At 71.1% G+C, this 25924-nt stretch carries 23 protein-coding genes; 17 read left to right on the top strand and 6 right to left on the bottom strand.

Annotation, left to right across the window (positions count from 1 at the left end; genetic code table 11):
* Nucleotides 1-74: 74 nt before the first annotated feature.
* The 10 genes from ACFVU2_RS17520 to ACFVU2_RS17475 all read left to right on the top strand — a co-directional run bounded on the left by ACFVU2_RS17520 (nt 75) and on the right by ACFVU2_RS17475 (nt 11408).
* Entirely contained in the window at nt 75-1940 is a 1866-nt protein-coding gene (locus tag ACFVU2_RS17520; RefSeq protein ID WP_387876948.1) for a glycoside hydrolase family 15 protein, read from the top strand.
* 47 nt (nt 1941-1987) lie between these two features.
* The gene (locus ACFVU2_RS17515) at nt 1988-3034 is read left to right on the top strand and encodes a DUF998 domain-containing protein (RefSeq protein WP_387876945.1); all 1047 of its coding nucleotides are present in this window, start codon (nt 1988-1990) and stop codon (nt 3032-3034) included.
* Between the two features lie 77 nt (nt 3035-3111).
* Nucleotides 3112-4080, top strand: coding sequence for a helix-turn-helix domain-containing protein (locus tag ACFVU2_RS17510; RefSeq protein WP_387876942.1), 969 nt, complete (start codon nt 3112-3114; stop codon nt 4078-4080).
* 136 nt (nt 4081-4216) lie between these two features.
* Nucleotides 4217-5377, top strand: a complete 1161-nt coding sequence (locus ACFVU2_RS17505) for a zinc-binding dehydrogenase (RefSeq protein ID WP_387876939.1) — start codon at nt 4217-4219, stop codon at nt 5375-5377.
* A gap of 28 nt (nt 5378-5405) precedes the next feature.
* Nucleotides 5406-6230, top strand: a complete 825-nt coding sequence (locus tag ACFVU2_RS17500; RefSeq protein WP_387876936.1) for a MoaF C-terminal domain-containing protein — start codon at nt 5406-5408, stop codon at nt 6228-6230.
* A 26-nt stretch (nt 6231-6256) separates the two neighbouring features.
* Nucleotides 6257-6646, top strand: a complete 390-nt coding sequence (locus ACFVU2_RS17495) for a nuclear transport factor 2 family protein (protein WP_387876934.1) — start codon at nt 6257-6259, stop codon at nt 6644-6646.
* Nucleotides 6647-6832: 186 nt separating this feature from the next.
* On the top strand, nt 6833-8023 hold the full coding sequence (locus tag ACFVU2_RS17490) for an ABC transporter substrate-binding protein (protein ID WP_387876932.1): 1191 nt from the start codon (nt 6833-6835) through the stop codon (nt 8021-8023).
* Between the two features lie 91 nt (nt 8024-8114).
* Nucleotides 8115-8975: a branched-chain amino acid ABC transporter permease gene (locus ACFVU2_RS17485; RefSeq protein WP_387876930.1), complete on the top strand. Its 861-nt coding sequence runs from the start codon at nt 8115-8117 to the stop codon at nt 8973-8975.
* Nucleotides 8962-10719, top strand: a complete 1758-nt coding sequence (locus ACFVU2_RS17480) for an ATP-binding cassette domain-containing protein (protein WP_387876928.1) — start codon at nt 8962-8964, stop codon at nt 10717-10719. The genes ACFVU2_RS17485 and ACFVU2_RS17480 overlap by 14 nt, the downstream gene beginning before the upstream one ends.
* Nucleotides 10716-11408: an ABC transporter ATP-binding protein gene (locus ACFVU2_RS17475; protein ID WP_387876926.1), complete on the top strand. Its 693-nt coding sequence runs from the start codon at nt 10716-10718 to the stop codon at nt 11406-11408. The genes ACFVU2_RS17480 and ACFVU2_RS17475 overlap by 4 nt, the downstream gene beginning before the upstream one ends.
* On the opposite strand, the gene ACFVU2_RS17470 is transcribed toward ACFVU2_RS17475, so the two are convergent.
* Genes ACFVU2_RS17470 through ACFVU2_RS17460 form a run of 3 tightly spaced genes read right to left on the bottom strand, consistent with a single transcriptional unit; the run spans nt 11405 to nt 14559 of the window.
* Nucleotides 11405-12235, bottom strand: a complete 831-nt coding sequence (locus ACFVU2_RS17470; protein WP_387876924.1) for an SDR family NAD(P)-dependent oxidoreductase — start codon at nt 12233-12235, stop codon at nt 11405-11407. The two genes, ACFVU2_RS17475 and ACFVU2_RS17470, sit on opposite strands and share 4 nt — an antisense overlap.
* 26 nt (nt 12236-12261) lie before the next feature.
* Nucleotides 12262-13017: an SDR family NAD(P)-dependent oxidoreductase gene (locus ACFVU2_RS17465; RefSeq protein ID WP_387876922.1), complete on the bottom strand. Its 756-nt coding sequence runs from the start codon at nt 13015-13017 to the stop codon at nt 12262-12264.
* A gap of 15 nt (nt 13018-13032) precedes the next feature.
* A complete protein-coding gene (locus tag ACFVU2_RS17460) occupies nt 13033-14559 on the bottom strand; it encodes a GMC family oxidoreductase (RefSeq protein ID WP_387876920.1) in 1527 nt (508 codons plus the stop codon).
* A 225-nt stretch (nt 14560-14784) separates the two neighbouring features.
* On the opposite strand from ACFVU2_RS17460, the gene ACFVU2_RS17455 reads away from it, so the two are divergent.
* From ACFVU2_RS17455 to ACFVU2_RS17425, 7 genes are read left to right on the top strand one after another with little or no spacing between them, the layout of a single operon-like run.
* Nucleotides 14785-16044: an ABC transporter substrate-binding protein gene (locus ACFVU2_RS17455; RefSeq protein WP_387876918.1), complete on the top strand. Its 1260-nt coding sequence runs from the start codon at nt 14785-14787 to the stop codon at nt 16042-16044.
* 11 nt (nt 16045-16055) lie between these two features.
* Nucleotides 16056-17009, top strand: coding sequence for a carbohydrate ABC transporter permease (locus ACFVU2_RS17450; RefSeq protein WP_387876916.1), 954 nt, complete (start codon nt 16056-16058; stop codon nt 17007-17009).
* The gene (locus ACFVU2_RS17445) at nt 17009-17986 is read left to right on the top strand and encodes a carbohydrate ABC transporter permease (protein ID WP_387876914.1); all 978 of its coding nucleotides are present in this window, start codon (nt 17009-17011) and stop codon (nt 17984-17986) included. The genes ACFVU2_RS17450 and ACFVU2_RS17445 overlap by 1 nt, the downstream gene beginning before the upstream one ends.
* Before the next feature lie 3 nt (nt 17987-17989).
* A complete protein-coding gene (locus ACFVU2_RS17440) occupies nt 17990-19915 on the top strand; it encodes a hypothetical protein (protein ID WP_387876911.1) in 1926 nt (641 codons plus the stop codon).
* Nucleotides 19912-20703, top strand: coding sequence for a ribonuclease activity regulator RraA (locus ACFVU2_RS17435; RefSeq protein WP_387876908.1), 792 nt, complete (start codon nt 19912-19914; stop codon nt 20701-20703). The genes ACFVU2_RS17440 and ACFVU2_RS17435 overlap by 4 nt, the downstream gene beginning before the upstream one ends.
* Entirely contained in the window at nt 20673-21614 is a 942-nt protein-coding gene (locus ACFVU2_RS17430; RefSeq protein ID WP_387876905.1) for an aldo/keto reductase, read from the top strand. The genes ACFVU2_RS17435 and ACFVU2_RS17430 overlap by 31 nt, the downstream gene beginning before the upstream one ends.
* Before the next feature lie 14 nt (nt 21615-21628).
* Nucleotides 21629-22459: an amidohydrolase family protein gene (locus tag ACFVU2_RS17425; RefSeq protein WP_387876903.1), complete on the top strand. Its 831-nt coding sequence runs from the start codon at nt 21629-21631 to the stop codon at nt 22457-22459.
* Here the strand turns inward: ACFVU2_RS17425 and ACFVU2_RS17420 are convergent.
* The 3 genes from ACFVU2_RS17420 to ACFVU2_RS17410 all read right to left on the bottom strand — a co-directional run bounded on the left by ACFVU2_RS17420 (nt 22447) and on the right by ACFVU2_RS17410 (nt 25872).
* Nucleotides 22447-23124: a GntR family transcriptional regulator gene (locus tag ACFVU2_RS17420; protein ID WP_387876900.1), complete on the bottom strand. Its 678-nt coding sequence runs from the start codon at nt 23122-23124 to the stop codon at nt 22447-22449. The two genes, ACFVU2_RS17425 and ACFVU2_RS17420, sit on opposite strands and share 13 nt — an antisense overlap.
* On the bottom strand, nt 23121-23735 hold the full coding sequence (locus ACFVU2_RS17415; RefSeq protein WP_387876899.1) for an SGNH/GDSL hydrolase family protein: 615 nt from the start codon (nt 23733-23735) through the stop codon (nt 23121-23123). The genes ACFVU2_RS17420 and ACFVU2_RS17415 overlap by 4 nt, the downstream gene beginning before the upstream one ends.
* A 136-nt stretch (nt 23736-23871) precedes the next feature.
* Nucleotides 23872-25872 (bottom strand): right-handed parallel beta-helix repeat-containing protein, encoded by a 2001-nt coding sequence (locus tag ACFVU2_RS17410; protein WP_387876896.1) that lies wholly within the window; start codon nt 25870-25872, stop codon nt 23872-23874.
* Between the last annotated feature and the right edge of the window lie 52 nt (nt 25873-25924).

The raw sequence follows: 25924 nt of genomic DNA, 5'->3' as shown, positions 1-25924 counted from the left end.
CGATTCGCTGACCCCTCTTCCCCGAGAACCTCGGGGAGGCCTATCCTGCGGCCATCGAGGGAGTGGGTCACGATATGAGCGGGTACCCCCTGATCGCCGATCACGGTCTGATCGGTGATCTCCAGACCTCGGCGCTCGTCTCGACGGACGGGACCATCGATTGGTTCTGCAGCCCGAGATTCGACTCGCCGAGCATCTTCGGCTCTCTGCTCGACCGGGAGCGCGGAGGTCATTTCAGTGCCCGGCCGAGAGTCGACGCCTTCGACGTGAGGCAGCTCTACTTCCCCGACACAGCCATCCTCGTCACGCGGTTCCTCACCGAGGCGGGGGTCGGGGAGCTGGTCGACTTCATGCCGACGACCAGTGGCGGGCCGCACGAGTCGCATCGCCTGGTGCGACTGGTCCGGTGCGTGCGCGGCGCGATCGAGTTCGACATCGAGATCAGCCCGCGCTTCGACTACGGGCGCGCGCCCCATCGCCTCACCCTGACCGACGACGGCGCGATCTTCGACGCGGGGACCACGGCCCTCACCATGAGCCTGATCCGCGATCCGGGCGACGAACGCCTGGCACGCGCCGAGCAGACGGAGCACGGCGACGTCCGCGCCACGATCCCCCTCGTGCAGGGGCAGGTGCGCGGTGTCGTCCTCGAGACGGGGACGGGCGCGACCCCGCACGCCGTAGGCACCGCGGATGCACGCCGGATGTTCGACGACACCGCCCGGTTCTGGCAGGACTGGATCTCCCAGTCCGGCTACACCGGCCGGTGGCGGGAGGAGCTGCACCGGTCCGCGATCACACTGAAGCTCATGACGTACGCACCGACCGGGGGACTGGTCGCGGCGCCGACGGCCGGGCTGCCGGAGCAGATCGGCGGCGAACGCAACTGGGACTACCGGTACACCTGGGTCCGGGACGCCTCCTTCTCGGTGAGCACCCTGATCCGGCTGGGCTTCCGCGACGAGGCCGTCGCCTTCGGGGTGTGGCTGCGCGACCGCGTCGACGAGCAGCAGGACAGCCCGACCGGGCCGCTCAACATCATGTACCGCATCGACGGGGATCCCCACCTGTCCGAAGAGGTCGTCGAGGGGTGGGAGGGCTACCGCGGATCCGCCCCGGTGCGGGTCGGCAACGGCGCGGCGGGCCAGCTGCAGCTCGACATCTACGGCGAGGCCCTGGACGCGATCTATCACGCGGACCTCGCTGGCATCGAGATCGGTCAGCAGGGCTGGCTCGCGATCTGCCGGATGCTCGACTGGCTCGTCGACAACTGGGACCAGCCCGAGGAGGGGATCTGGGAGACGCGGGGAGGCCGTAAGGACTTCACCTACGGGCGACTGATGTGCTGGGTGGCCTTCGACCGCGCCATCCGGCTCGCGGCCAGACTCGGCCGTCCCGCCGCGGTCGAGCGCTGGACGGCGGAGCGCGATGCGATCTATGAGCAGATCATGGAGCGGGGCTGGAACAGCGAGCGCCGGGCGTTCGTGCAGCAGTACGGCGAGCCCATCCTCGACGCCTCGCTGCTGAAGATGGTGCAGGTCGGCTTCATCGCACCGCACGACCCGCTGTGGCAGGACACGATGGCGGCGATCCGGTCCGACCTCGTCTCCGACAGCCTCGTCTACCGGTACGACCCGGCGGCCTCCCCGGACGGCCTCCGGGGATCCGAGGGGACGTTCTCGCTCTGCACCTTCCTCTACGTCGACGCGCTCGCCCGCGCGGGACGCCTGGACGAAGCCCGGCTCACGTTCGAGCAGATGCTCACCTACGCCAACCACCTGGGGCTGTTCGCGGAGGAGATCGCGCCCACCGGCGAGCAGCTCGGCAACTTCCCGCAGGCGTTCACACATCTCGCGCTCATCGACGCGGCCATGGCCCTCGATGAACGCCTCGACGACGCGGCGCGACGCCCGCGGCCATCGTCGGCCCCATCGCGATGACCTCCGACGGCGCTCGCGCGACGTCCCCTCGTGCGACATCCCCTCGTGTGACATCCCCTCGTGCGGAGGCGGAGTCCCCTCGCGCGGAGAGCGCGGGCATCGTGGCCGGGGCGAGCGCCGCGGTCCTCGCCGGTCTGATCGCCCTCGCCGTGTTCTGGGGCGGTTCCCTGCCGATCGCCGGCCCGGGTTCGGTCTCGCAATCCGGCGCGATCGCCGCCGGGGTCGTCGCGATCGTCGCCTACCTCGCCGGGCGGCTCTGGGCGCGCGGCGGGATGACGCCCTTCGGCGGGCGACGGGCGCCCGCGACGCGCACTCCTCGAGCCGATGTGTTCGACACCGTCGTCATCGCCCTCGCGCACGGGGTGATCGCACTGCTCGGCTGGCTCGCCCTCGGGGCCGTCCTCGCCGACGGATTCCAGGGGGCGGCGGTGTACTTCCTCTCGGCGGCGGCGCTGGTCGGGGCGCTCTGCGGGATCACGGCGTACGTCGCCCTCCTGTCGGCGGTGGGGATGGACCTCCTGCGGCTGTCGACGGTGCTCGGCGTCTTCGCGGCCGTCGGCGTGCTCACCTCGATGCTGTGCGCCCCGGATCCGGACTGGTGGGAGCTCCACCTGAGCGCGTTGGGGATGACGCGGAGCATCTCGTCGCTGACTTTCAACCTGACACTGATCGTCGCGGGTGTCATCATCACCGCGATCGCGCGGTTCGCGACCGACGCCGGGGCGGCCACCGACCCGGGTGTGCGGCACCGGCTGGTGCGTCTGCGCGTGTGCCTGCTCTGCCTGGGCGTGCTGCTCGCCGGCGTCGGCGTCTTCCCGCTGAACGTCTCCGCGGTCCTCCACAACGTCTCGGCGGTGGGGATGGTCGTGGTCTTCGCGCTGCTGGTCTTCTGGGTGCGGGCGGCCATCCCCCAGGCTCCTGCCGCATTCTTCGTGCTCGGCTACTGCCTGTTCGGCGTCGTCGTGGTCGCCCTGGTCTTCTTCATCGTCGGGTACTACGTGCTCACGGCGGCCGAACTGGTCGCCGGCGGCATCGTCTTCGCCTGGCTGATCGTGTTCCTGCGGGTGAACGGGGCTGTGCGCGCACAGCACTGACGGACGACCGTGCCGGATGCTATCGTCCGTATCACGGATCGTATACAGTGCCGTCGCGAGCCGAGTGAGGTGCCCCCATGCTCAGCAGATCTGTCCCGCGTACCGGCGAGAGCCGTGTCTCGACCTCGGTCGCCCATACCTTCGGCGAGTTCCGGACCGCCGTGTCGGAGTCGTTCGTGCCGCTGCAGGTGACCAGCGCGCGCCCCGAGCCCTTCTGGGGCAGGATCCGCTCCGCCGAGGCGGACGAGGTGCACGTGGCCGAGGTGAGCGCGGCCGAGCACGTCGTCGAGCGCACGCCCGAGCTGATCGCGCGGGGCGACCGCCACTACTTCAAGCTGAGCCTGCAGCTGGCGGGCACGGGGCTGCTCATCCAGGACGACCGCGAGGCCGTGCTCCAGCCCGGCGACCTGGCCGTGTACGACACCCACCGCCCGTACACGCTCGTGTTCGACGACGACTTCCGCACGATGGTGGTGATGTTCCCGAAGCGTCTGATCGACCTCCCCACCGACGTCGTCGGGCAACTGACCGCGGTGCCGATGAGCGGGAAGGCCGGGGTCGGGAGCATCATCGTCCCGTTCCTCGCCCAGCTGGTGGGCAACCTCGAGCAGCTCTCCGGCCCGACCGGGGCCCGGCTCGCCCACAGCGCACTCGACCTGGTGACGACCCTGTTCGCGAACGAGCTCGACGTGAGCCGGGGAGCCGTGAACCCGCACCACGCGCTGATGCAGCGCGTCCGCGGGTACATCGACAGCAACCTCGCCTCGCCCGACCTCGATCCCGGCCGGATCGCCGCCGCGCACTTCATCTCGACCCGGCACCTGCACGGCATTTTCCGCGAGGAGGGCACGACGGTGTCGTCGTGGATCCGGACGCGGCGCCTGGAGCGGTGCCGACGCGACCTGCTCGACCCGCTGTACGCGGATCGGCCCGTCGCGGCCGTCGCGGCCCGCTGGGGGTTCGTCGACGCGGCCCACTTCAGCCGCGTCTTCAAGGCGGCCTATGCCGAGTCGCCGAGCGAGGTCCGGGCGTCCGTCCGCCGCTGACGTCGCGTTGTCGGCCAGCGAACGGCGGTTGACGGGCGGCGTACGAAGCGGCCGTGGAGATTGAGGGCGCCCACGGCCGACGCGACGATGGGGCTGTCCCGTGCGACGCGGCACGGACGCGAGCAGGAAGCCTTCGATGTCCGTCATTGCACCAGATCTTCCGCGCACCTCCCGCCAGGTCGTCTTCACGTCGCGAGGGGTGATCGAGACCGCCGAGCAGCCCCTCCCCGTGCTGGGGGAGGACGACCTCCTCCTGCGCGTCGCGCTCGTCGGCGTCTGCGCGACCGACCTGCACCTGCTGGCCGGACACATCGGCGACCCGTTCCCGCTCGTCCCCGGCCACGAGTTCGTGGGGGTCGTCGCCGCGCTCGGTGAGCAGGCCGCCCGCCGGCGCGGCCTCGCCGTCGGCGACCGCATCGCGGTCGAGATGCTGCTGCCGTGCCGCAGCTGCGCCCGGTGCCGGGAGGGGCGCTACAACCTGTGCGAAGCGGACGACCCGGCGAATGGGGCACCGCACGGGCGCCAGCTCGGTGTGAACATCCCGCGCACGGTCGCGCCCGGGCTCTGGGGAGGCTACGCGGAGCACCTCTTCGTGCCGCGCGAGGCCATCGTCCACCGGCTTCCCGCGGAGCTGCCGTGGGAGCGGGCCGTGCTCGTCGAGCCGCTCGCGGTCGCGCACCGTGCGATCGGCCGCGCCCGGATCGCCTCCGGCGAGGCCGTCGTGGTGATCGGCCCCGGCCCCGTCGGCCTCCTGACCGCCGCCGCCGCACGTGCCGCGGGCGCGGGGCGTGTCGTCGTCATCGGTACGCGGGCGTCCCGGCTCGAGCTCGCCCGCCGGTTCGGCGCGGACATCACGATCGACGCGCGAGCGACCGACGCGGTGGACGCGGTGCGGGACGCCTTGGGCGGCCTCGCCGACGCCGTCATCGAGGTCGCGGGCGTCACCGCGGCCCAGCAGCAAGCGGTCCGGCTCGTCCGACGCGGGGGCCGCGTGGTGCTCGCCGGCGCCTGCGGTGCGAACGCCCCGGTCTCCTTCCTGGCGGACGAGGAGCTGCTCACGCGCGAGATCGACCTGCTGCCGTCGTTCCTGTCAGCCGGTGGATTCGAGCCCGCCATCCGCCTCCTCGAACGCGGCGGGTTCCCGTTCGAGGAGCTCGTCACCCACCGCTTCGGGCTCGACGAGGTCGAGTCCGCCTTCCGCGTGATCGGCGACCGCGAGGACGACATCGTCAAGGCCGTCATCGACCCGAATGTCGCCCGCGCGACCCACTCCCGCATCCGCACCACCAGCCGCTGAGACGACCTCCACGATCGAAAGGATCACCATGACCGACACCGCCGGCCACGCCTCCGCCCCGGCAGCCGACCCCGCGACCGACGAATGGCGCACGTACGACGAGTTCGCCGCCGGGATCGACACGTACCGCCTTCCGAACGTCGATCTCGACGGCCGGTCGCTGGTGCTCACCCTCGACGACGGGTCGACCCTCGCGCTCGCATTCGGGACCGGCACGGTCCGCTGGAGTGCCACGGGGTCGCTGACCGCTCCCGCCGGCGCCGAGGACCCGTACGACGCGGTCGCCGTGCGCGACGACGTCGTCTTCGTCAACCTCCCGCTCGTGTCGGTCGAGAGGGAGGCGATCACGGTCGTCTACTCGACGACGACGCACCGCGCACTCGTCGCCCACTCCGTGATCGGCGCGGAGGAGGTCGAGGGCACGCCCCGGGTCACGCAGCGCTTCTGGTCCGCGGTCACCGACGGCGGCGAGCCGACCGGCGAGGCCCCCGGCCCGTCGCGCGACCTGATCGGCAAGCGCAACGTCTACCGCTACAGCCCGCATCACCTCTACGAGCACGTGTACGTCTCGTCGCAGCGCTACGCCTGGCAGTGCCTGGAGGGAGTGCAGCGCGGTCACGGCGACATGGACCTGTCGACGGTGTGGAAGTTCGCCGACGGGCTGTACCTGTTCTGCTTCCGCGAGTTCCGCATCGCCGTCGCCAGCGTCTGGCTGCACGACCTCGGCTACGCCCTGATGACCACGGGCATCTTCCTCGGCCTGAACGGCGAGGGCGAGTCCGAGCACTCCCGGGCCGGCGGCCACATCTACCCGCTGGGGGCCGTCAGCTACCCCGACGCCCAACCCGTCTGACGCGTCACGCACCTGAGAGGATCCCCATGTCCAGCAATCGCGACATCATCGCCGAGCACTACCGCGCCTCCGACCGCGGCGACCTGGCGGGGATGCTTGCCCCGCTCGCCGACGACGTGGAATGGACCGAGATGGCGGGCATCCCCTACGCGGGGACGTACCGGGGACCGGCGGCCGTCCGCACGAACGTGTTCGAGCGGATCGCCGCCGAATGGGACGGCTACGTCGCCGCCATCACCGAGCTGATCGACGGGGGCGACACCATCGTCGGGATCGGGACGTACAGCGGCACCTACCGCGCGACCGGACGCTACTTCGTGGCCAGGGTCGCCCACGTCTGGCGGTTGGAGGGCGGCCGGGTGGTGCGGTTCGAGCAGTTCACCGACACCGCGCTCGTCCGCGACGCGCTCGGCTGACGCCAGGCCGGCCCGAGCCTTCCCCCAGCGACAACCAGCGTGCGGCGACAGACAACAGCCGTCGACGCACCACGCATAGCGTCATCACAACGAATCACGAGAACCACCCGTTCGCCCGTCAGGACCGCGAGCGGCGTACCGCCACGACGAAGTGGTCGTGGCGCAACCCGAGAGGCAGGGAAGCGCATGAAGAGGAACGTTCTCTACGCAGCCGCGGCGGTCGCGGCATCCACAGCACTGGTGCTGAGCGGCTGCAGCGGCGGCGGGGGAGGCGGCGACGGCGCGAGCTCGATCGTCGTCGGTTCGGTCAACACCAAGAGCGGTGCGGCCACCTTTCCGGAGGCGTCGCAGGCAGCGGCGGCCGTCTTCGCCGACCAGAACGCGAAGGGCGGCATCAACGGGCACACGATCGACTACAAGAGCCTCGACGACAAGGGCGACCCGGCCACGGCGTCGGCCAACGCGCGCGAGATCGTCGGCAGCGACGAGGCCGTGGCGATGGTCGGATCCGCCAGCCTCATCGAGTGCGAGATCAACGCAAAGTACTACGAGCAGCAGAAGATCCTGTCGGTGCCCGGCGTGGGCGTCGACACCGGCTGCTTCGACAGCGCCAACATCTCGCCGGCCAACGTCGGCCCGTTCAACGACCTGACCCTGACCCTCTACTACGGCTCCGAGGTCGCCAAGCTCGACAACATCTGCGTGCTGCTGGAGATCGCGGGCAGCACCCGCCCGGCCTACCAGAAGGCCATCGACAAGTGGACGGCGATCACGGGCAAGAAGCCGCTCTACATCGACGACACCGTGCCGTACGGGGCCAGCGACTACACGCCCTACATCGTGAAGGCCAAGGACGCCGGCTGCAAGGCGCTCGCGATCAACCCGGTCGAGCCGGACGCGATCGCCCAGGTCAAGGCGGCCAACGCGCAGGGCTGGAACGACGTGAAGTGGCTCTACCTGACCAGCGTCTACAGCGACAACTTCGCCAAGGCGGTCAGCGACGCCGGAGGCGGCATCTACGTGCCGGCCGAGTTCTACCCGTTCACCGACGCCTCCAGCGACATCAACAAGGACTGGCGCGACCTGATGGAGAAGAACAAGATCCCGCTCACCTCCTTCTCGCAGGGCGGCTACCTGGCGGCCAAGTACTTCATCGAGGTCGCCCAGACGATCAAGGGCGACATCACCCGGGAGTCCGTGACGAAGGCCTTCCACGACATGAAGGCGATCGACAATCCGATGGTCGGAACGCCGTACACGTTCGGCACGGCGAAGGTCCACGACCAGAACACCGCCGGCTGGCCGATCAAGCTCACCTCGGGCACCAACGCCTGGGAGCTGAACGGGGACGACTGGATCCGCATCCCGAAGAGCTAGCACCGTCATCCGGGCGGGCCCGCACCCGTGGGCCCGCCCGGCCACCTCCCGAAAGGCATTCCACTGTGACGAAGCGAAACGGAGCACCCCGATGCTGCAGGGTGCGCTAGCAGGACTGGCCGCGGGCGGCCTCTACGCGGTGCTCGCCGTGTGCCTGACCCTCATGTCGCGCCTGGTGCGCGTGGTCAACTTCTCCCAGGCCGCCACCGGCATGTTCGGCGGGTTCGTCGCGGTCTGGCTGGTGAGCCAGGCGGGCTGGCCCATCTGGGTGGCGTCGATCGTGGGCATCCTCATCGGCGCGGGGCTGAGCGCCCTCATCGGCCTGATCATCGCGACCTGGCTGTCGGAGGCCGACATCACCACGCGTTCCGCGGTGACGGTCGGACCGCTCCTGCTGCTGATCTCGCTCTCGTTCATCCTCTTCGGCAACAAGCCGCAGCCGTTCAGCCCGATCATCGCGGGCCCGGCGTTCAGCATCGGCGGTGTGGTGATCAGCCAGGTCACCGTCGCGACCGTCACGCTCGCGATCGTCGTGGCGATCGCCTGCCGGATCGTGCTCACCCGCACCTCCATCGGGACGAAGCTGCGTGCACTGTCGGAGCGCCCGACCACGGCTGAGCTGATCGGCATCCCGTCGAAGCCCCTGAGCGTCGCGGTCTGGGCCGTGACCGGCGTGATCAGCGCGCTCGTCATCATCATCGTCGCGCCGTCGCAGTCCAACGACGCGACCAGCCTGTCGATGCTCATCGTGCCGGCCTCCGCGGCGGCCCTGCTCGGCGCGTTCCGCCGGCTCGACCTCGCGGTCGTCGGCGGCCTGGCGCTCGGCCTGCTCAGCGGACTGGTCGCGCAGATCGACCAGGTGTCGCTCATCCGCAACTTCCTGCCCTTCCTGTTCATCGTCGGATTCCTGCTGTGGATGCAGCGCAAGGAGGTGTGGGATGCGGCGCGTTAGCAGCAACCCGGCGGCACGGATCGCCTTCCCGCTGGTCGTCGGAGCCGTCGGGATCCTCGCCGGCTACCTCCTGAGCGTCACGCTGTCGGGCTACTTCGTGTTCCTGGCCGTGAGCGCCGTCGTGGCGGCCATCTCGATCCTGGGGCTCGGAATCGTGACCGGCAGCGCCGGGATGATCGCGCTCTGCCAGTTGACCTTCGCCGCCGTCGGAGCCTGGATCGTCTCGCTCCTCAACACGCTGGACGCACCGGGAGGGTTCATCCTCTGGCTGATCCTCGGCGGCATCGCCGCCGGCGTCGTCGGGGTGCTGGTCGGGCTGCCCGCCCTGCGGCTGCGCGGGGTCAACCTGGCGGTCGTCACCCTCGGATTCGCGGCCGCGGCCGACGTGACCCTGGTGCAGATCCAGTTCCCCGGCTCGACGGACGGCATCGCGGTCCTGCGCCCCGACGCGTTCAGCGACGACCGCTCCTACTTCTTCTTCAGCGTCGTCGTGCTGGCCGTCTGCGGTGTCGTCGTCTACTTCCTGCAGAGCGGCCGCTGGGGGAGCAGCTGGAAGTCCGTCGCCTTCTCGGAGCGCGGGACCGCCTCCGTCGGCGCCAGCGTCCGCAGCTCCAAGCTGACGGCGTTCGCGGTGAGCGCGACCCTCGGCGGGATCAGCGGCGGGCTCATCGCCGGTCAGGTGGGGCTGCCGTTCGCCAGCAGTTTCACGCCCATCCAGTCGCTCGCCCTGTACGTGCTCGCCGTGATGTCGGGCGCCTACCTGATCGACATGGCGATCTTCGGCGGGATCGTCTGGGTCGCCGTCCCGGAACTGCTCAAGCGCTGGGGCATCCCGCAGGACTGGGCGTTCGTGATCTTCGGCGTGCTCGGGGTGCAGGCGCTGACCAGCGGGTCGAACCTCGGCCAGGGCATCCGGAACGCCTGGTGGAAGCGGCAGGCCGCGCGCACCCCGATGGTCGCGGCCGCGGTCGACGCCCCGGAACCGCCCGACACTCCACCTGCGTCGACGACGACACCGCTGCCGGCCGCGGATCGGCGCCCGGTGCTCGTCGTCGACGACCTCGGCGTGGCGTTCGGCCAGGTGAAGGCGCTCGACGGCGTCAGCCTGGTGGTCCCCGAGAACACCGTCCTGGGGCTGATCGGGCCGAACGGCGCCGGCAAGTCGACCTTCGTCGACGCGGTCACCGGTTTCCTCCCGCAGCACACCGGCACGGTGAGCCTCGACGGCCGCGTGCTGAACGGGCTGTCGGCCACGCGTCGCGCCCGGCTCGGGCTGCGGCGCACCTTCCAGCAGGATCGCGTCCCGCCGACGCTCACCGTCGAGGCGTACGTGCGCTTCGTTGCACGTCGGCGGCTGACGATCGCCGAGATCGACGAGACGCTCGCCTTCTTCGGCTGCCCCGCCGCCCGGACGCGGATGCAGAGCGTGGACGTCGGCACCCGCCGCATCGTCGAGGTGGCGGCCAACGTCCTCTCGCGGCCGCGCATCCTGATCCTCGACGAACCCGCCGCCGGGCTGTCGCACGAGGAGCACCTCGCGCTCGGCCGGCGACTGCTGGAGACACCGGCCCGGTTCGGGATGTCCATCGTGCTGATCGAGCACGACCTCGACCTGGTGCGGTCGGTGTGCTCCGAGCTGACCGTACTCGACTTCGGTCAGGTGCTGGCGAGCGGCCCGCAGGCCGAGGTCCTCGCCGATCGTGCCGTGATGAAGGCCTACATGGGTGAGACGGAGATGCTGTGAACGCGCTCGAACTTCAGAACGTGACCGTGAGCCGCGGTGCCGGGCCCGTCATCAGCGACGTCAGCCTCCGCGTCGAGCCCGGACGGGTCACCGCCCTGGTCGGGCCGAACGGTGCAGGCAAGACCAGTCTGCTCGAAGCCGTGTCGGGCGTCGTCGCGGCCAGCGGCGGCAGCATCCTGGTCGACGGCGAGCCGATCGGCCGGCTGTCGCGCGTGCAGCGTGCACGCCGCGGGATCGTGCACATCGAGCAAGGCCGCGCGATCTTCCCGTCGCTGACCGTGCAGGAGAACATTCGGCTCACGGCCGGATCGGCGCAGGGGGTGGACGAGGCCCTCGCCCGGTTCCCCGAGCTCGAGAAGCGCCGCAGCAGTGCGTCGGGCCTGCTCTCGGGCGGCGAGCAGCAGATGGTGGTGCTCGCCCGCGCGTTCGCCTCGCAGCCGCGGTTCCTGCTGATCGACGAGATGTCGCTCGGGCTGGCGCCGGTGGTCTTCATGCGGCTCCTGCCCATGATCACCCAGTTCGCGGAGTCGGGCGTCGGCGTGCTGCTGGTGGAGCAGTTCACCCATCTGGCGCTCGGCGTGGCGACGGATGCGCTCGTCGTCGCGGGAGGCCGCGTCACCTTCCAGGGCGACGCCGCGACGCTGCAGGCCTCACCCGACGTGCTGCACCACGCGTACCTGGGCGGTTAGAGGCCCGCGCGTGCCAGGGGGATGGTCGGCACGTCCACGATGTGCGCTCCGCCGTCCACCACGATCGTCGCCCCGGTGATGTACGAGGACTCCGCGGAGCCGAGGAAGCGGATCACCGACGCGATCTCCTCCGGCTGCGCGGGCCGACCGAGCGGGACGTCCGCGGTCACCATACCGTAGCCCTCGTCGATGCCGTCGAGACCGGCGTGGCGGGCGAACTCCTCCATCTCGGCGTCGGCCATCGGGGTCCGCACCCAGCCCGGGCAGACCGCGTTGACCCGCACGCCGTCGCGACCGTAGTCGCGGGCGAGGGAGCGCGTGAGCCCGATCAGGGCGTGCTTGCCGACGGTGTATCCCGCGACCGACGGTCCCGCGAACAGCCCGGCCAACGACGACACGATCACGACCTGGCCGTGCGACGCGATCAGCTGCGGCAGCGCGGCGCGGGCGAGCACGAACGCGGTGGTCACGTTGGTGCGGAACGACAGCTCCCAGGCCGCGTCGTCGGTGTCGCCCACGGTCGCGAGGCCGTGGCCGCCGGCGTTGGCCACCACCACGTCGATGCGGCCGTGCTCGGTCACCACCCGCTGGATCGCCGCCTCCGCCTCGGCACGCACGCTCGCATCCGCGACCACCGCGAGCGCGCCGATCTCCGCGGCGAGTGCCTCGAGCGGCCCGCGGCGGCGGCCGATCACGACCACGCGCGCTCCGTCCGAGGCGTAGCGGCGGGCGGTCGCGGCGCCGATGCCGGTGCCGCCTCCGGTGATGACGACGACCGGGCCGTCGATGGATGCTGCGGTGGGGGAGGATGCTGCGGTAGGGGACACGGGTCCTGCCTTCTCTCGGGGTGGGGTCACGCGGGGAACGAGGAGCGGGCCAGGTAGCCGAAGTCGGAGACGAGCGCGTGCCCGTTGACCGGACGCGAGGCCGGTGACACGAGGTAGACGACGTGCCTGGCCACGTCGTCCGGGGACTGAACGGGGAATCCGGCGTCGCCCCAGCCTTCGGGCCCGATGCCGAGGTCGGCGCGGGCCATCGGGGTGTCGACGACGGAGGGGCAGACGCAGTTGACGCGGAAGCCGTTCTCCGCGAGATCGACCGAGAGCGCACGCGTGAGCTGCAGCAGCGCTCCCTTCGAGGCGTTGTACGGGACCATGCCCGGTGCGGCGACGAAGCTGGAGTCCGAGGCGAGCAGGACGACGGCCGGCGCGGCCGACGACCGCAGATGGCGGACGGCGTGCTTGACCGTGAGGAAGGCGCCGGTCACGTTCACGGCCAGCACGGTGCCGAAGTCCGCGACCGAGATCTCCTCGACGCGCTGCCCGAACGGGCCGGAGATCCCGGCGCAGCAGACGACGGCATCCACTCGGCCGAATCGCTCGGCCACGGCGTCGACCGCGTCGCGCAGCGCGTCCTCGTCGGTGACGTCGGCGGCGACGAAGACCGCTGCGGGTCCCAGCTCGCGGGCGAGCCCGTCGCCGGCGGCACGGTCACGATCGATCAGCCCGACCCGCGAACCCTCGGCCACTAGCGCCCGGGCGCACGCCCGGCCGATGCCCGACGCCGCGCCGGTGACGATCGTGACGGCGGAGGCGAGCCCGAGGTCCATCGGAGGCCGCTCCCGTCACTCGCCGGCGAGGATGAAGGCGGCCGCCTTCTCGCCGATCAGCACCGAGGGGGCGTTCGTGTTCCCCGTCGTGATCGTCGGCATGATCGAGGCGTCGGCGACCCGCAGCCCCGCCACCCCGTGGACCTTCAGCCGAGGGGAGACGACGGCGCGGGCGTCCACGCCCATCGCGCAGGTGCCGACCTGGTGGTGGTAGGTCACCACCACCGATCGCACGTAGGCCTCCAGCTGGGAGTCGTCGACCTCCGGGCCCGGGTAGAGCTCCGTGGCGCCCCAGGCCGTGAGAGCCGGGCGGGCGCCGATCCTGCGGCACTGACGCACCGAGGCGACCAGGGAGGCCACATCGCTGTCGTGGCCGAGGGCGTCGAGATCGATGAGTAGGGGGTCGTGCGCACCCGGGCCCGAGAGCGTCACACTGCCGCGTGCTCGGGGTGTGACGATCCCGGCCATCAGCGAGAAGCCGTCGGCCGGCCCCTCCATCCCCTCCTGGTACATCGGGACGCTGAAGTGGATCGGCTGGGTGTCCGGACGGTCGAGAGCGTCGTCGCTGCGCCAGAACAGGTGCGACTGCGTGACGGAGACCCCTTCGCGCGGGGTGCCGATCTCCGTCTCGGTGGTGAAGATGACGGGGGCGAGCAGGTGGTCGTGGAGGTTCTTGCCCACGCCCGGAAGATCCACCACCGATTCGATGCCGAGCGCCGCCAGCTCGTCGGCCGGCCCGATGCCGGAGCGGAGCAGGATGCGCGGCGAGTCCAGCGCGCCGGCGCAGAGGATCACCTGGTCGGCGAGCAGCCGCTGGAGCTCGCCGTCCTGCTCGAACTCCACACCGACCACGCGCGGGCCGTCGTCGCCCGGCTTGATCAGCAGGCGATGCACCCAGCAGCCGACACGCACGTCGACGCGGTCGCGGACCGGTTTGAGGTACGCGAGATAGGTGTTCAGCCGGTGTCCGTCGCGCAGCGTGATCTGCTCCTGCGACACCCCGTCGAGATGGTCGCCGTTATAGTCCGGGTTGCGTTCGAGCCCCTCTTCGACGGCCGCCGCGACGATCGCCTCCTGGATCGGGTCGAGCGCGTAGTCGTCCGTCACGTCCAGCAGTCCGTCGCCGCCGTGCAGCTCGGACGCGCCGCCCGAGAACCGCTCGATCGCCCGATACACCGGGAGCACGTCGTCCCACGCCCAGCCGTCGTTGCCGAGGGCCGCCCAGTCGTCGTAGTCGGCGGGCGCGCAGCGCACCCAGATCATCGCGTTGAGCGAGTGGGAGCCACCGAGCACCTTGCCCCGCGGCAGGTGGAGGCGGCGATCGTCCGCGTGCTTCTGCGGGACGGTGAAGTAGTCCCAGTCGTCCGGGCTGTGCCACAGCTCGCCCATCCGGCTCGGGTCGTGGATCGCGGGGTTGACGTCCTCGCCGCCGGCCTCGAGGACGGTCACATCGTGACCGGCGTCCGAGAGCCTCCGTGCGACGACCGAGCCGGCCGAGCCGGCGCCGATCACGATCGTGCGGGGCGCGTTCGATCCATCCATCGTGATTCCTCTCACTGCCCACTCCATCGGGGTCCTCCGAGCGTCGCATGCGCACCCGTGGCCCGGAACGGCGGCGGCGCGACCCTTCCCGCACGGTCAAGAGACGTGCCGCAGCCGTCAAGCGTCGACCAGGTGGTCGTGGCGGAGCGTGTTTGCAACATAACCGATTATCGATTATGTTTGGGTCCGGCGACACGGTGGTCGTGCGCACGGAGAGGATCGAAGATGATCAGCAGGCGAACCATGATCGCGGTCGGCGCCCTCGCGGCTGCCGCCCTGGGGCTGAGCGGATGCGCGGCCGGCGGCACAGCGGAGAGCGGCGGCAAGCAGACCGTCAGCCTCCTCGTCAACGTCACCCCGAACCTCACGGAGGACTGGTGGAACGAGCTCGTGAAGCCGTTCGAGAAGGCCAACCCCGACATCGACGTGAAGATCCAGAACCCGGGCGCCGAGGGTGTCGCGGCCGCGGTCCCGCGCCTGCTGGCCGCAGGCGAGGCCCCTGACGTCGTCGAGTCGCTGCCGCCCTCGACGGAACTCGCTCCCGAGCTGGTGGACCTCTCGACCTACAAGTGGGCCACCGACGGCCCGTTGGCCGAGCAGTACACGATCGACGGCAAGTACTACATGGCGGGCATCGGGATGCAGCTGCAGAGCCTCTGGTTCTACAACAAGGACGCCTTCGCCGCGGCCGGCATCGCCGAGACGCCGGCGACGGTCGAGGAGCTCTCCGACGACCTGGCGAAGCTGAAGAAGGCGGGCTGGACCGGCATCCAGACCGGAGGCGACTGGATGTCGAGCTACGCGCTGCAGACGGTCGGGCTCCCGACCGTCGTGGCCGAGCATCCTGACTGGTACCAGAAGATGAGCGCGGGCAAGCTCACCTTCAGCAAGACCTACGGCGCATCGGTCGACGAGTACGCCGACTGGATCAAGAAGGGCTACGTCAACGACGACGCCCTGGGCATCAAGTACGCCGACGCCGAGCAGAACTTCCTCGCCGGCAAGTCGGCGCTCTACCCGATGGGCAGCTGGTTCGTGGCGAGCGAGGCTGCGGCCACGTCCCCGGCGAACATCGGCGTCTTCCGCGCCCCCGCCGTCGACGGAGTGAAGCAGCCCGCGATGGGCGCCAACATCGCCAGCCCCTACGTGATCATGAAGGAGTCCAAGCACGTCGACGCCGCCGCCAAGCTGGTCGAGTGGCTGGTGACGGACAAGGCGGCCATCCTCGACCAGCTGAAGGTCGACGGCAACTACCGTGCGGGCTACGAGTACGACACGACCGCACTCGGCACGGACCTCGCGAAGATCGTCGCCGACACCCCGGACGACGCGTACACACCGACCGGTCAGGGCTACGGTGAGCGCACCCTCCCGAGCGGCTACTCGACCGAGATCAACGCACAGACGCAGGCGCTTCTCGGAGGCACCGCGCCCGGCGACGTGAACAAGGCGATGGACGACTGGTTCAGCGCCAACCTCAAGTGAGCGCCGCGCCCATGACGACCGAGACCGTCGCACCCGGACCGCGCCCACGCGCGCGGTCCGGCGACGCGGGGAGCCGCCGTCGCCCCCGCGGGAACTGGGGCGACCGGCTCGCCGGCCTCGTGATGGCCGGACCCGCCGTGCTGGTGTTCCTCGCGATGTTCATCGTCCCGATGATCCTGGCGTTCGTGCTCAGCCTCACCGACTGGAACGGCTACAGCCTCCGGTTCGACTTCATCGGGCTGGAGAACTACCAGTACGCGTTCCGCAACCCGCGCACGATCGACGCCGCGGTGTTCACGGGGACGGTCGCCGTGGCGGGAACCGTCCTCTGCAACGGCTTCGGCCTCCTGCTCGCCGCCCTCATCTCGGGGCCGGGCCGGGCGAACACGGTGCTGCGGACGATCTTCTTCTACCCCTACATCATCAGCGCGCTCATCATCGGCTTCCTGTGGTCGGCACTGCTGGCCCCGCACGGCGCGGTCAACGAGCTGCTCGGGGCCGTCGGGATCGGGCCGGTGCCGTTCCTCACCGATCCGACGTTCGCGAAGACGACGGTCATCCTGACCATCGTGTGGGCGCACTTCGGGTTCAACATGATCCTCTACATCGCCGGCATCAAATCGGTGCCGACGGAGTTCTACGAGGCCGCGACCGTCGACGGGGCGACCAGATGGCAGCAGTTCCGCAGCGTGACGGTGCCGATGATCGCGCCGGTCGTGACGGTGAACCTGGTGCTCACGCTCGTCGGCCTCCTCAAGGTCTACGACGTGGTCCTGGCGCTGACCGACGGAGGCCCGGCGGCCTCCACGCAGACGATCGTCTACCAGATCCTCAAGGACTCGTTCGCCCAGTCACGGCTCGGACTCGGCGCCGCCCAGTCGGTGGTGCTGCTGATCATCACGGCGGCGATCGGCCTCGCCGTGACGTTCGCCCGCCGCGGCGCGGAGAAGAAGGTGACCGACTGATGACGACACCCCTGCAGGACACGCCCAACCTGGGAGCGGAGCTGCTGCTCGCCGAACCGGAGGAGGAGGCGCGCTCCGGCCGCCGATCGCCGCGACGGCCGGGGCCGCAGCGGCGACGCGCGCGCGGACCGGCGAGCGCCCAGCGCTCGCCCGTCGCCTTCGTCGTGCGCTGGATCGCCCTCGGCGCGACCGCGCTGGTGATGCTCGTGCCGCTCTACGTGCTGGTGATCAGCGCGTTCAAACCGCAGCAGGAGATCATCCAGCACCCCCTCGAGATCTCGCCCACCTCGTTCACCCTCGAGTTCCTGTGGAACGCGATCACCAGCACCAAGTTCAACGTGATCGCCGCGTACGGCATCACCCTGCTGTTCGTCGCGCTGGTGAACCTGTTCTGCATCCTGCTGTCGGCGCCGGTCGCCTATGTGATCGCGCGCGGCCGCAAGAAGTGGCACATGGCGCTTCTGCTGCTCTTCGTCTCCGGGCTGTTCATCCCGGGCCAGGTGACGCTGATCCCCGTGGTGTTCGTGCTGCGGGTGCTGGGGCTGATCAACACCATCCCCGGCTTCATCCTGTTCGAGACGGCCGCGACCCTGCCGGTGACGATCTTCCTGTTCAGCGCCTACCTGCGCACGGTCCCGCGCGACATCGACGAGGCGGCGGCGCTCGACGGTGCGGGGCGCATCCGCATCTTCTGGTCGTGCGTCTTCCCGATCATGCGGCCGGTCGTCGCCACCGTCGTGGTGCTCAACTCCATCGGCGTCTGGAACGACTTCGTGAGCCCGCAGATCATCCTGGGCCCGAGCTCGGGGATCTACACCGTCACGACCGGCGTGTACGCGGCGGTGGGGGAGTTCTCGACCGACTACACGGTGGTCTTCCCGACCCTGCTGCTGGCGATCGCCCCGATCGTCGTGTTCTTCATCATCATGCAGCGGCACATCATCGGCGGCCTGGTCGCCGGAGCGACGAAAGGCTGAGGTTTGCTGACCATCACCGGGATCCCCCTGGACGCGATCCCCGCCTGGGCGGTGCTCCAGCGCCGGCTCTTCCACGACATCGAGGAGGCGTGGCGGCTGTTCGAGAGTCGCTACACCGGACCGGACGGCGGCATCCTCTTCCCTGCCGAGTTCACCGACCGCGACGGGGTCGACGACGTCTACGAGCCGTTCTTCAACTGGCCCGCGTTCTACCTGCTCGGCGGCAGCGACGAGGTGCTCGCCGCGGCGAAGCGCCAGTGGGAGGGGGTGACCGCGCAGCTGACCGCGGCGGGGATGCTGACCGACGAGTACGAGAACGGCTACGACTGGTTCCACCAGGGGGAGTCGCTCCTCTTCTTCTACGGGCTGTGTGCGGCCGACCCCGGCGACGAGGCGTTCGCTGGGCGCGCCCGCCGCTTCGCCGAGCTCTACACCGACCCGGCGCACGGTAATTACGACGCCGAGCGGAACATCATCCGGGCGCCGCACAACGGCGCGCTCGGGCCGCGCCCGGGTCTCAACGACACGATCGAGCCGTACTCCGCCTCCTTCACCGAGATGGAGCGGTACGGGCTGCCGCTCGAGTCCGTGCCCGGCGTCGAGCGCTGGGGCGATCTCGCCGATCCGGCCGCGGCGCTGGCGATGGGGGAGGCGATGCAGCGCGCCGCCGCCGGCGACGTCGTCGTGAACCTCGCCGCAACGGGGCTGGTCGCCAACCGCTGGCTGCGGGACGGCGACCCCGCCGCGGCCGCGTGGATCGAGCGGTACGTCGACGGCTGGAGCGAGCGAGCACGAGCGAACGGCGGACTGGTCCCCGACAGCGTCGCGCCCGACGGCGCGGTCGGCGGCTTGCACGACGGCCGGTGGTTCGGCGGGCACTACGGCTGGACCTGGCCGCACGGCCTCCCGTCGGTCGGCATGGCCACCGTCGTCGGCGGTCTGAGCGCCGCACTCGTGACGGGCGACGACCGGCACCTGGACACCGCCCGCACCGTGCTCGACACCGTGCTGGAGCAGGCCGTGGTCGCCTCCGTCTCCGAGACCCCGTACAGTCTGCGCGGCAGCTGGCTGGCCCGGCTCGGCGACGCCGCCGACGCGCCGGCGCTCCTCGTGCCGCACCGCCACGGCCGCCGCGGCTGGTTCGACTTCGCGCCGATGCCGCTCGAGCTGCCCACCTGGCTGTGGTGGTGGACGCACGACCCCGCGGACCGCGCCCGGCTCGACCGGGTCAGGGAGGGACTCCCCGCGACGCCCGACCCGGTCATGGCGTTCCGCGACAAGGCCGAGGCGGGTCACGAGGCGCCGTGGCTCGACTACCTCGCCGGCCGGCTGCCCGACTATCCGGAGCGCGCGCTGTCGATGGCACTGGGGCAGGTGGCGCGTCGCGTCGCGCTCATCCTCGCCGACGACAGCGACCCGGCGACCGTCCATCTGCACTTCTGGCAGCGCGTGAACCCCGTCGTCACCGAGGTGCTGACGCAGCTCGCCGGCGGGGCTCCGCAGGTGCTCTACAACGGCGGCCTCCCGTTCACCGCGGTCGCCTACGAGGACGCGGACCGGGAGCGGCCCGGGTTGCCGTCCGACGTGGCGGCGCTCGTCACCGCGCTCGAGCGCGACCGTGTCGACCTCGAGCTCGTCAACGTCTCGCCGACGCGGACGCGCCGTGTGATCGTCCGCCCGGCCCATCCGGCCTCGCCGCGCCTGGTCGCGGTGGAGACGGTCGTCGAGGACGACCTCGACTTCCCCGGGCCGAGCACCGCCTATGCCGCGCGTCGCGGCACCCCGCGTCGCACGCGCATCGAGGCGGACGGCGACCGAGTGGTGGTCGTGCTGCCGCCCGCCCACCGCGCCGAGCTGACGCTCCACACCGCGCCTGCTGACCGCACCGCTCTCACCGACCGAGCCGACACCACGAAGGAACGACCATGACAGAGACCCCGGGCACGCTCCCGCATCCCGACTTCACCCTTCCCGTGCGCGGCGGCGCGTACCGACGCCCCGACGCGGACACCCTCGCCGGGTTCGACACCATCACCTCCGCCACCGCCTGCGCCAAGCTGCACGGGATGGGCATCTCGCGTTCGTACGTGGACGGCCCGGTGCCGCTGAGCCCCGGCCAGCGCGTCGTCGGCTCGGCGATCACCCTGCAGTTCATGCCGCAGCGCGAGGACCTCGCGTCCGGTCTGGGCCAGGAGTACGTGGAGCGGCACACCGCCCTCTGGCACGTGCTCGAGCAGGTGCAGCCCGGGGATGTGCTCGTGATCCAGGCGTACGGCAGCCGGTTCTCCGGGTGCATCGGCGACATCCTCGCCCGCTACTTCCTCCGCAAGGGCGGCGCCGGCATCGTGGTCGACGGCCGCATCCGCGACGCCGCACGCATCCGCGAGCTCGGGCTGCCGGTGTGGTCGACGGGCACCACCCCGCACTACGCGTCGCAGACGGAGCTGTTCCCGTGGGCGTACGACGTGCCGGTGGCCGTCGGCGGGGCCCTGTGCATGCCGGGCGACGTGGTGCTGGCCGACGACGACGGTCCGGTGATCGTGCCGCAGGCGATGTCCGGCCAGGTCGTCGAGGCCGCGCGCGACCATGAGGAGTGGGAGACGTTCAGCCGCACCCGCCTCGACGACGGCGCGCGGCTCAGTGACTACTACCCGCTCACCCCCGACACCCGAGAGGAGTACGAGGAGTGGCGTTCCGCCCAGGCGTTCGCCCTCTGACGGCGACCTCCGGCGCGTCGCAGACCTTCGGTCTCGGCTGCGCGCCGATCGGAAATCTGTACCGCGAGGTGGCGGAGGCTGACGCCGAGGCGACCGTGCACGCTGCGCTCGCCGACGGCATCCGCTTCTTCGACACCGCGCCGCACTACGGCGCGGGCGCGAGCGAGCAGCGGCTCGGGACTGCGCTCCGCGGGGTGGATCGCGACACCGTCTCGATCGCCACCAAGGTCGGGCGCCGCGTCATCGATGCGGCGGGGTCGACGGTGCCGGTGGGTGGCGTGGGCGCGGACACGGTCGGCGACCTGAGTGCGGACGGCGTGCTCCGCAGCGTCGAGGGCAGCCTCCGCCGGCTCGGCACCGACCGCATCGACCTCCTCTACCTGCACGATCCCGCCGACGTGGACGAGGCGCTGCGGGACGCGATTCCCGCCCTGCTCCGGCTGCGCGAGGAGGGCGTCGTGCGCGCGATCGGCGTCGGGATGGTGTGGCCCGACCCGCTGACCCGCTTCGTGCGCGAGGCCGACATCGACGTCGTGATGATCGCGGGACGGGTGACCCTGCTCGACCGCACCGCGGAGTCCGGGCTGCTGCCCGCCGCGGCGGACCGCGGGGTCGGCGTCATCGCGGCCGGCGTCTACAACTCGGGCATCCTGGCCGACCCGGCGGGCAGCCCGTACTTCGACTACCGGGAGGCGAGTCCGGAGCTGCGGCGCCGGGCACGGGCCCTCCGCGACCTGTGCGCCGCTCAGGGCGTGGACCTGCCGCACGCCGCAGCGCGGTATCCGCTCGACCGCCGGGGCGTGGATGCGGTGGTCGTCGGGGCACGCACGCCCGCCGAGGTGGCGGCGTTCGTCGCCGCCGCGACCGTGACCATCCCGCCCGTACTCTGGCCCGAGCTGGAGGCGGTGTGACGGGAGGCGGTGCGATGGGAGCCGCTGTGTCGGGCGACGACGCCGTCGACGCCCACGTGCACCTGTGGGATCTGGGCCGGGTGGAGCTGTCGTGGTTCCGCCCGGACCTCGGCCTCCCGCGCGTGGCGAGCGGGCGCGATCTCGCGGGAGCCGCGGACGCGGCGAGGACCCCGCTCGGACCGGTGGGCGCGGTCGTCGCCGTGCAGGCCGCCGACACTCCGGAGGAGGCGCGCTGGCTGATCGGTCTGAGCGACCCGCTGCTCGCCGGGGTGGTGCTGCAGTACGCCCCGGGCGACCCGGCCGGGGCCGCGCAGGGCGCCGTCGGTGCGCGCGTGCGCGGCGTCCGGGTCGCGGTGCCCGGCCGCCGGGCCGACCTGACGGACGTGCCCGGGCTCGACGCCCTGTGCGAGCAGGTCGCGGCGGCCGGCGGCGTCGTGGAGTTCCTGGTGCGGAGCGAGCAGCTGCCCGCCGTTGCCGCCGTGGCCGCGCGGCATCCCTCGACCAGCATCGTCGTGTGCCATCTGGGTCTGGGCGGCGCCGCACCCGACGCCGCCTGGGAGGCGGGACTGCGGGCGGTCGCAGCACATCCCGCCGTCGCCGCCAAGGCGTCCGGTCTGGTCGCGGCGGAGGACCCGGGCGACGCCCGGCTGCGGCGCGCGCTCGCCGTGGCGGTGGACGCGCTCGGCGCGCACCGGCTCCTCTTCGGAAGCGACTGGCCCCTGTCGGCCCGCATCGCGCCCTACGGCGAGGTCGTCGCCCGAACGGCCGCTGCGCTGCCGTCGCTGGGAGCGGCCGGCGATTCCGCCTTCTGGGGCGGAACCGCCCGCGCGCTCTACCGGCTCTGATCCGTTCGTGGATCCTCCAGCAGCGTGCCGGCGGCGTGCGCGCGGAACAGCGCGGACGCGGCTGCGGGGTCGTCCCCGTCGAGCAGGTCGAGCAGGCTGCGGTGCCACTCGGCGACCTCGTGCCAGTCGCCCTCGAAGTCCGGGTCGCCGAGCACGTGCATGGAGCGCAGGCCCGGCTCGATGATGTCCCACATCTTCGGCAGGTAGCTGTTGCCGCTCGCCTCGACCACGCCGCGATGGAAGGTGAAGTCGAGCTCGCGGAAGGCGTCCAGGTCGCCGGCGTCGGCGGCCGCGTGCATCTGAGCGATCAGATCGTCCAGATGCTCCCGAGCGGCGGGGGAAAGGGTGCCGCAGGCGAGCCGGCCCGCGATCGCCTCGAGCTCCGCCCGGGCGGCGCGAGCCTGCACGAACTCCTCCTCGGAGTAGCTGGCCACGAAGTTGCCGAGGTGGCGCACGTGCGAGACGAGGCCCTCGTGGGCGAGCTGCTTGAGCGCGTCGCGCACCGGCGCCTGGCTCACCTGCATGCGCTTGGCGAGCTGCGACTCGACGAGCTGCTCCCCGGGGGCGAGCGCGCCCTCCTTGATCATCGTCTTCATCAGCTCGTAGATCTGGTCGGAGAGCAGTCCGCGCTTGAGCCCGGCGAGGGAGGTGAAGGGATCGGTCATCGGGCACCCGCCTCCACGCCGGTGTACGCCGCAAGCCACGCGTCGGCGATCAACCGGGAGCCGGCCGGGGTGGGATGGACGCCGTCGGGCGCGATGGCCGCGACTCCGTGCTCCGCGGCCGCACGCGAGAAGGCCTCCTGAAGCGGTACGAGCACGGCCCCCGTCTCCTCCGCGAGGCGGGCGACCACGGCGCGCTTCTCGTCGAGGTCGGCCGGCCACTCCGTCTGGTCGGCGTGGACGGGGACGAAGTACGGCTCGACCAGGATCACGCGGTCGGCATCCGTCGCGGCGAGCAGCCTCCGATAGGTCGCCTCGAACTCCTGCGCGCTCGTCGGGTCGTCGCTGTCGAACCGACGCCACATGTCGTTGACGCCGACGTAGACGGTCAGCACGTCGGGCCGCTGTGCCCGCACATCCGCCTCCCACCGCCCCTCGAGGTCGACCGCGCGATCCCCCGAGACCCCCCGGTTCACGACGACGACATCGGCCCCCTGCGCCGGCAGCTCGTCGGCGAGCAGCGCCACGTATCCGTCGCCGTACGAGCCGTCGTCGGCGCGGTCGCGGCCTGCGTCGGTGATGGAGTCGCCCGCGAAGACCAGACGCTGCGTCATGATTCCCCTTCGATCGCATCGCACGGCGTGCGACATCCCTCCCAGCATAATCGATAATCGCTGGGATGACCGGCTCTCGGCTGAACCGCAAGCGGGGGCCGTGCGTCCGCACGACCCCCGCCTTCGAGTGGCTGCGTCAGCTCCCCGCCCCCGCCGTCCACGGCGCCGCCCCGTACTGGAACGCGCCGAGGCTGGGCGTCGCGTCCGTCGAGCCGTCGTTCACGCCCGGCAGCGGGATCGCCGCGTTGCGCGCAGGCGAGCCCGCCTGCAACCGGTAGTCGTGCGCGGCCGGGTCCACGTAGAGCGGGTCGCCGTCGACCAGGTTGTTCGACAGCACGAGGCCGCCATCGGTCGCGCCGGCAAGGCCGGTGATCGGGCCGATGTTGTTGTAGATCTTCGTGCCCGTGGACTGGCCGGCCTCCTTCACGTAGAAGAGCGTCATCCCGCCCGTGTTGTTGTAGACGAGGTTGTCGTGCGATCCGGTCCCGAGGCCGTTCAGCTCGACGGTGCCCTCATGGTTGCCCCAGCCGAGGTTGTTGTCGATCTGGAGGTCGCTCATCCCGTTGTCCGCATAGATGCCGGAGATGCCGAACGGGTACACGCCGCCGGGGCGCGGTGTCGGGTCGTGCAGCACGTTGTGGTCGATCCGCGTGCCCTCCATATACGCCGAGCAGCAGGAGTAGATCGCCGCGGTGTCGACGCTGAGGGAGGCGTGCCCGGAGATGTCGTTGTAGGCGATCCGGTCGGCGCCGGCCGTCGTGCCGGCCACGCCGTTCCACTGCAGGTTGATGCCGCTGCGGCCGACGCGCGCCATCGTGTTGTGGGTGACGGTCTGGCTGTGCCCCTGCACGGCGACGGCGGCCGCGTAGGTCCCGGCGTAGTCGACGTCGCTGATCGTGTTTCCGTCCGCGGTGTTGCCGTATCCGCCGAGGGAGACGCCGTTGCCGGCGCTGTACTGCAGGTGGCTGTCGCGGATGCTGTTGCCGGTGCCCTTCAGCACGATGCCGCTGGTCGCGACGCCGCGGGTCACGTTCGAGCCGCAGTCGGTCGCGCCCTGTGTGACGTCCCAGTAGTGGCTCAGGTACGTCCCGTCGATCCCCTCGAGCTGGACGCCGGTGCTGGTGTCGCCGGTGCGGATGGTGGAGGCGAACAAGCCGATCCCGTCCACGTGCACGTTGCTCGCGTTCGTCAGATCGAAGCCGAGGTCGCGCTTCTTCGCCTCGATGCGGTGGCCGTTCGGATCGTCGTCGCTGTAGAGGTAGAGCCGCTTCGCCGTCGCGTCGTAGAAGTACGATCCGGGATGCGACAGCTCGCCGATCTTGCCGGAGAGCCGGAACCAGGTGTCGGTCGGCACGACCTTGTGCACGCACGGGGGAGCGGTCGTCAGGGTCACGGATCCCACTGCGGAGCTCGCGACGGTGCCGGTGGCCGTCACGTACCAGTACGACGTGAGCACGCGCGCGCCGTCCCAGTACCCGGCGGGGCGGGTCAGGGTGGAGTCGACGATGGTCGCGTCCGCGGTGCCTGCGTCGGCGCGCTCGACGGCCGGGTTCAGGAGGTCGGTGCCGGGGAACGGGTACGACGCCTCGATGTCCATCGTCCCGTCGGTGAAGATCTGCGCCTCGGCGGCCGCGGTGCCCAGATCGACCCCGACGCTGTAGACCTTGCCGTCGGCGACGGCCTGGCTGAACGGCGTGTTCGCCACGAACGGGTCGGCGGCCACCACCTGCGCGAGCTCGGTCGGCCCGACCGCGGTGAAGCCGGTGACCTCGTCCGCACCGCTGATCACGGGATGCGCGCCGGGCGCTGCGGTGAATGTGATCGGGGCTGCGGCGGTGCCCGAGTGCGCCGGGGTCACCGTCTCGTCGTAGGTGCCGTCCTGGATCACGCAGGTGTCGCCCGGCTGGGCGATGTCGGCGCAGTCCTGCACCGACGCGAAGGCGGTGTGCACGGTCCGGCCGTTCGCGGCCTTCCCGGGATGCTGGCCCACGTAGTAGGTCGTGCCGCCGGGGTGGTGCCCGGGCGGTGGTGCCGCGGCCGCGGAGGTCGCGGTAGCGGTGAGGAGGACTCCCGCGGCGAGGAACCCGCCGGTCAGGAGGAGGCCGCGTCGGCGGCGTGCACGTCGGAACCCGAGCATCATTGCTCCAATCGATAGTGAGTAATCGATAATCTATGATCCGACGCCGACC

The organism is Leifsonia sp. NPDC058194 (assembly GCF_042883605.1).
GTDB lineage: Bacteria > Actinomycetota > Actinomycetes > Actinomycetales > Microbacteriaceae > Leifsonia.
Note: the sequence above shows the minus strand (reverse complement) of the source record. Positions and strands in the feature narration are given on the sequence as shown.

Coding starts and splice junctions, on each gene's coding strand:
- ACFVU2_RS17495 (WP_387876934.1), top strand. CDS start 6,257: ATGTCCAGCAATCGCGACATCATCGCCGAGCACTACCGCGCCTCCGAC.
- ACFVU2_RS17500 (WP_387876936.1), top strand. CDS start 5,406: ATGACCGACACCGCCGGCCACGCCTCCGCCCCGGCAGCCGACCCCGCG.
- ACFVU2_RS17455 (WP_387876918.1), top strand. CDS start 14,785: ATGATCAGCAGGCGAACCATGATCGCGGTCGGCGCCCTCGCGGCTGCC.
- ACFVU2_RS17460 (WP_387876920.1), bottom strand. CDS start 14,559: ATGGATGGATCGAACGCGCCCCGCACGATCGTGATCGGCGCCGGCTCG.
- ACFVU2_RS17415 (WP_387876899.1), bottom strand. CDS start 23,735: ATGACGCAGCGTCTGGTCTTCGCGGGCGACTCCATCACCGACGCAGGC.
- ACFVU2_RS17410 (WP_387876896.1), bottom strand. CDS start 25,872: ATGCTCGGGTTCCGACGTGCACGCCGCCGACGCGGCCTCCTCCTGACC.
- ACFVU2_RS17420 (WP_387876900.1), bottom strand. CDS start 23,124: ATGACCGATCCCTTCACCTCCCTCGCCGGGCTCAAGCGCGGACTGCTC.
- ACFVU2_RS17510 (WP_387876942.1), top strand. CDS start 3,112: ATGCTCAGCAGATCTGTCCCGCGTACCGGCGAGAGCCGTGTCTCGACC.
- ACFVU2_RS17480 (WP_387876928.1), top strand. CDS start 8,962: ATGCGGCGCGTTAGCAGCAACCCGGCGGCACGGATCGCCTTCCCGCTG.
- ACFVU2_RS17445 (WP_387876914.1), top strand. CDS start 17,009: ATGACGACACCCCTGCAGGACACGCCCAACCTGGGAGCGGAGCTGCTG.
- ACFVU2_RS17435 (WP_387876908.1), top strand. CDS start 19,912: ATGACAGAGACCCCGGGCACGCTCCCGCATCCCGACTTCACCCTTCCC.
- ACFVU2_RS17465 (WP_387876922.1), bottom strand. CDS start 13,017: ATGGACCTCGGGCTCGCCTCCGCCGTCACGATCGTCACCGGCGCGGCG.
- ACFVU2_RS17450 (WP_387876916.1), top strand. CDS start 16,056: ATGACGACCGAGACCGTCGCACCCGGACCGCGCCCACGCGCGCGGTCC.
- ACFVU2_RS17425 (WP_387876903.1), top strand. CDS start 21,629: ATGGGAGCCGCTGTGTCGGGCGACGACGCCGTCGACGCCCACGTGCAC.
- ACFVU2_RS17505 (WP_387876939.1), top strand. CDS start 4,217: ATGTCCGTCATTGCACCAGATCTTCCGCGCACCTCCCGCCAGGTCGTC.
- ACFVU2_RS17520 (WP_387876948.1), top strand. CDS start 75: ATGAGCGGGTACCCCCTGATCGCCGATCACGGTCTGATCGGTGATCTC.
- ACFVU2_RS17485 (WP_387876930.1), top strand. CDS start 8,115: ATGCTGCAGGGTGCGCTAGCAGGACTGGCCGCGGGCGGCCTCTACGCG.
- ACFVU2_RS17490 (WP_387876932.1), top strand. CDS start 6,833: ATGAAGAGGAACGTTCTCTACGCAGCCGCGGCGGTCGCGGCATCCACA.